General features: G+C 53.0%; 4 protein-coding genes and 1 pseudogene. All 5 read right to left on the reverse strand.

Annotated features, from left to right (window positions below; translation table 11 throughout):
* Window positions 1-138: 138 nt before the first annotated feature.
* A complete protein-coding gene (locus tag F9C28_RS19700; RefSeq protein WP_199016943.1) occupies window positions 139-2,361 on the reverse strand; it encodes a type IA DNA topoisomerase in 2,223 nt (740 codons plus the stop codon).
* A gap of 2 nt (window positions 2,362-2,363) precedes the next feature.
* A complete protein-coding gene (locus F9C28_RS19705; protein WP_040118350.1) occupies window positions 2,364-2,669 on the reverse strand; it encodes a conjugal transfer protein in 306 nt (101 codons plus the stop codon).
* 103 nt (window positions 2,670-2,772) lie between these two features.
* Complete coding sequence (locus F9C28_RS19710) at window positions 2,773-3,177, reverse strand: cag pathogenicity island Cag12 family protein (protein WP_050296637.1); 405 nt, start codon at window positions 3,175-3,177, stop codon at window positions 2,773-2,775.
* A complete protein-coding gene (gene virB11 / locus F9C28_RS19715; RefSeq protein WP_040118348.1) occupies window positions 3,164-4,192 on the reverse strand; it encodes a P-type DNA transfer ATPase VirB11 in 1,029 nt (342 codons plus the stop codon). The genes F9C28_RS19710 and virB11 overlap by 14 nt, the downstream gene beginning before the upstream one ends.
* A 10-nt stretch (window positions 4,193-4,202) precedes the next feature.
* Window positions 4,203-4,970 (reverse strand): annotated as a pseudogene (gene virB10, locus F9C28_RS19720) (VirB10/TraB/TrbI family type IV secretion system protein); the annotation flags it as partial.
* Window positions 4,971-5,060 lie beyond the last annotated feature (90 nt).

Below are 5,060 nucleotides of genomic sequence, written 5' to 3' on the forward strand. Positions count from 1 at the left end.
TCGGCGAAGGTGAGTTGATGGCTCATGATGTCCCTCTGGGATGCGCTCCGGATGAATATGATGATCTCATATCAGGAACTTGTTCGCACCTTCCCTAATGGGGAGTGGCGGCATGACGCCGCCATATAGGTGAAAGGCTTATTTACGTGGTGGAAACTCAAACGCAGTTTGCCCGGTGGCTTTATCTTTTAGCACCACGAACGCCGAGAACGGCTTACCCGCTTTGCTGGTAAAGCCTTTAATCTCTGCGCTTTTACCTTTACTGATGATGGTTTCAACCTGATTCTTGGTCAGGTTTTTACCCGCTATTGTCGGCCAGATTTTAAAGTCGCACTGAGTACAGCGGAATATTTTAGGGGTCACAATGATGCTGCTACCGCAGGACGGACAGGGTGCGTTTAATCGCTCAAACTGGCTCTTTTCACTTTTGTCTTTGTCGCTGGCCGTGACGCTGACCGCGCTGACATCGACGTGTTGAAGCTGCTCCGCAATAAAGATCTCCAGCTCATCTAAAAAGGCATCGCTGGTCATTTTACCCTTTTCGATCTGCTGTTGCTGTTCGTGCCATAGAGCGGTCATATCGGGTTCGGTGGCGATGGAGGGCAGGGCATGAATAAAGCTGATGCCTAATTCCGTGGGAATAAGTTTCTTTTTTTCTACAGTATAAAAGTTGCGGCTCAGTAAGGTTTTTAACATTTCGGCGCGGGTTGCCGGTGTGCCAATCCCGCCATTTTCGCCCTCAGTGTCTTTGTCCCGGCTGACTAACAGCGCTTTAATGCGCGGGTCTTTCACATATTTTGCCACGCGCTGTAAATCACGTAACAGCGTGGCTTCGGTATAAAGTGGCAGCGGTTTTGTTTTCTCCGCTTTGACAGTGACGGTTTTACAGGTTCCGGCATCGTTCACGCTAAGTGCCGTTAATATGGAAAATAAGCCATCGCCATTATCTTTCCCCGGCTCACTCTCTCCGTCGCCGCTTTCAGCGTCGATGTCGCTCTCTTGTAAAAGCGCCGTCCAGCCCATCCCGGTTGTTTTTCTGGCACTGGCCGTGAAGGTGTTGCCCGCTGCGCAAAAACTGACGCTGGCCGCCAGATACGTTTTTTCCGGTAAGAATTGAGCCAGGTACTGCGTGGCAATCGCGGTGTATACCGCGCGTTCGTCCTGGCTCATTTTTGCTGTATCGGGCGCGGTGCCGGTCGGGATAATCGCGGTATGCGCTCCGACTTTACCTTCATTAAAGGCACGGCTTTTTTTGTTGCTGTCGAGGTCGGCCAGAACTTGCGGGGGAAACGTGCCGCTTAATGCTGCACTCACCGCCGCGATAGTCTGAGGCGCATCATTAAACTGTTCGTTATTCAGGTATCGACAATCTGAGCGGTTATAGGTGATCGCCTTAAAGTTATCGCGCAGCGATTGCGTCACGGCCAGCGTTTTTTCAGCGGGCAGACCGTGCTCACGGCTCATGTGAACCTGCAAATCTAACAGCGAGAAGGGCAGCGGTGCCGGTGAGGCTTTAGGTTCGGTCTGTGCCTGTGTCACCGTGGCGGGTTGGTGCTGTGTCGTACTGGCAATATTATCAGCGTAGTGCTTATCAATAATGCGTTTTTTATCGTCCGTAGGGGCATCGTCTGGTACGGAAAATCGCGCCGGTATCTCGCCTCCGTCGCAACGGGTCAGGTCAAAACCGTTAATCATAAAACCGGCGCTGACAGCGTAATAAAACGCTGCCGCATGGTTTTTGAAGGCTTCATAACGGTGAACGATCAGACCCAGTATAGGCGTTTGTACCCGACCAACCGATAACACATCTTTGCCGCCTTTTTTACGGGCGGCGAGAGTGTAACCTCGGGTCATATTGAAGCCAAAGAGTTGATCGCCAACGCTTCTCGCTAATGCGCTTTGGGATAATCCGTAAAACTCGCTGTTGTCGCGTAACTGCGTCAGCGCCTGTCGCGCTTTCTCCGTGTTCAGGTCATTGATGAGGACGCGCTTCACCGGTTTTTTCGTGCCGGTGTACGTCAAAATTTCATCAATTAAAAGCTGGCCTTCGGCGTCGGGATCTCCAGCGTGAACAATCTCACTCGCCTTCTCAATCAGCGCCGCTACCGTTTTAAACTGGCCTGCGGTGCGCTCAATCGGCTGGTAGCGGTGCGGTCGCAGTTTCAGCGGTAAATCGGCCTCGTTCCATTTTTCGTAAGCGGGGTTATGACTTTCAGGCTTGACCAGCTCGAGCAGGTGGCCTGATCCCCACGTCACCACGTCGGTGCCACATTCGATATAACCGCCACGGTTTACACCGTTGCCCAGGGCGAGGGCGATCACTTCACCCAATCCTTTCTTTTCTGCGATAAAAAGTCTCATGATTACCCCCTGATCCGCCCGAATTGACTGATGATTTTGGCTATAGCTGCCGGGTCTGCGGCTTTGCATTCCCCCAAAAGCGCTTTACGCATGTTTGATGTCTTCGATGGGTCAAACCGGCCTTTCTTCTTAAAAGAATTAATGCTGAAAAAGGCTTTTTCGGCACTGCTGCATTCACTGCCGCCGCTATTACCGGTTACTTTGCCGAACATACACAGGACGACCTCGCACGGGTCAGCAGCAAATGAAGGCGCAGAAAAGCCAGCGGTCAGGCACAGGAGTGCCGCCGCGATTGCGGTTTTTTTCATAACGTTTTATTCCTTGAGGTGATTTTGAGACAAACAAAAGACGGCTAACGCCCTCTGGTTGTTCAACGCCGGAAAAACAGATTGAAAATCTGTCTCACCGCCGTTATCGGGAAAAATAAATGTCGGTGGTGTTGCAGGTCAGGCAGTGAGTTTTTGGAAGATAAGAGATAAGCCCTTGTGCGCCGTGTTGTCTCAACCACGCTTTAGCAGCAAAGAACGCGGTCGCATCCGGCGCAGAGACGGCAACGTGTGGGGAATGAGCAACGGCATACCAGACATCAGGCGTCCAAATCTGTCCTTCATCTTGAAAATCGGTGATCACTCTCGACCACTGCCCGGACACGACCGGCGACGGTGTAACAACAATGTTTTCCTGCCATAAAGGCAATGTGCCGTTGGTCGGCGAAAGAGGCTTATCCCACTCGACGGCTGCCGGTTCGGGCGGGGATGAACAGCCCGCGAGTACCAGAAATGCGCTGAGTACAACCAGGGGTTTAAAATGTTTCATTCCTGAAATTCTCCATCACACCGGCGCGATGCACCGGCTTAAAGTAAATATCACCCATGCGGCGAATATCGCCGCTCACGTCAATGCTGGCGATGACATCAATGCTGTTCAATACCTTACGCAGCAGTACCGAATAGGGGATGTTCTGGCATTCCATGTTTTGATAACAGCGTTCCGCCAGCCCGTTAATGGCCTCTTCCGGGCTACCGGCGTGCAGAGAAGTGATCAGCCCTTCATGCCCCGAACCGATGATTTTCAGACAGTCCCAGGCTTCACCTCCGCGCACCTCGGCCAGTAAAATACGGTCAGGGTTCATACGGTAGTTTGCCCGTACCAGACTGGCCGGGGTCACAATGGCTTTTTCTCCCGCATCGGCGGGGTAAAAAAGATGCACGTAATTTTCATGGCCATAAAAGCGCGTCTCCGGGTTGTCCTCGATAGTCACCAGTCGCAGGTTGACGGGGATATACCCGATCATCGTTTTCAGGTAGGTTGTTTTCCCCGACCCCGTACCGCCCACGATGATGATGGTCTTGCCATATTCGACACACTTCTCCATAAAAGCGGGAATAGCTCCGGCATTGTATAAACGTAAAAGTTCGTCATCATGGCTTGCTGTTTTCTCCTTACCCGTGACCCGGTCGTAAAAGCCGCCGTCGATATAGGACTGGTGGGGAATTTGTATCAGGGAAGGCTTGCGGATAGTGATCGACACCGTATCTCGCTCACAAGCCGGAGGCATCACCACCTGGCAACGTTCGCCAGATTCGAGCGTGGCGGACAGCACCGGCGACGTATCATCAATATGGTCGCCCTGATAGTTGGCAAGCGCGGTGGCAAACGTCTGACACTGTGCCAGCGTGAGCGGAACGGGGTGTTTTTGCCACACCCCGCGAATTTTGGTAAACAGCTCTCCGGGACGGTTTACCGCGATTTCGGTCAGTCCATCGAGGTGAAGAAAATCCCCGAACATGCGTTGTTTATGCTGGTCGAGTGAAATGTTACTGACGCCCATAATGCCCTCCTTATTTGAGTTTCAGGCTGTAGACGCCTGAAAAATCGATGTCTGAACCGGTCATGATGCCGATGATATCGCCCTGATTTTTGTAGATGGTTGGCGGGATATTGATGCTGTTATCCAGCGCCGTTTTTGCCATTTCAGCGGCGGCAGCGCGTGAATTTTCCGTGTAATCGGTATTGCGGTCTTTCGACGGGGCGGAACTTGCCGCCGCTGCGGCGACGTCCTGCACGGTACTGAGCATCATTGCGTTGCCGAAACGCTCCCAGAAATGCGTGTCGATCCAGCCATCAATACCGGCCTCACCGAGCTGGCCTACGACCTGAGAATCCACCATCGGGATTTTTAACCTGTCCGGGGTTCTGAGTTCCGTCCACATCACGAACATCCTCGCCTGGCCGTGATTGAGTGTGCCGGTCTTGTAGACGCCACGGGCGCGGGTGCCTGCGGGTATCAGCCGTACATGGGTGCTTTCGCTGTAAACGTCCTCAGATATCAGGCAGGAAATACGCCCGGCAACGTCGGACACAAAGCGGGTTTGAAGCGTACAGGGAATATAGGTATCGACCGGAATATACAAATCCGGGTCAAGCCGCATACGTTGTACGCCGGTTACTGTGGAAACTGCCGGTGCCACACCAGGTGATGCCTCCGCTCCGACAGGACAGGCCAGCTTTCCGCTGGCATCCATGACCAGCGTCACCGTGCAGGGTGTATAAGGCTGCGCGGTCGCGGGAGATACGCTGTGCTCTGTGGTACTGCGTTCAGGGGGTCGGTTCCGGCTGAGGGCGAAATGACACCCTAAGCGTTAGCTCTGTGTCGTTGCACGATGTCAGCGACGGTATTCTTGCTGATACCGAGCTCG

Source organism: Shimwellia pseudoproteus (assembly GCF_016415625.1).
In the GTDB taxonomy this organism is placed as follows: domain Bacteria; phylum Pseudomonadota; class Gammaproteobacteria; order Enterobacterales; family Enterobacteriaceae; genus Shimwellia; species Shimwellia pseudoproteus.

What these genes read in the sequence shown, in the direction of transcription:
- F9C28_RS19700 (WP_199016943.1), bottom strand. Translation starts at nt 2,361, where the DNA reads ATGAGACTTTTTATCGCAGAAAAGAAAGGATTGGGTGAAGTGATCGCC.
- F9C28_RS19705 (WP_040118350.1), bottom strand. Translation starts at nt 2,669, where the DNA reads ATGAAAAAAACCGCAATCGCGGCGGCACTCCTGTGCCTGACCGCTGGC.
- F9C28_RS19710 (WP_050296637.1), bottom strand. Translation starts at nt 3,177, where the DNA reads ATGAAACATTTTAAACCCCTGGTTGTACTCAGCGCATTTCTGGTACTC.
- virB11 (WP_040118348.1), bottom strand. Translation starts at nt 4,192, where the DNA reads ATGGGCGTCAGTAACATTTCACTCGACCAGCATAAACAACGCATGTTC.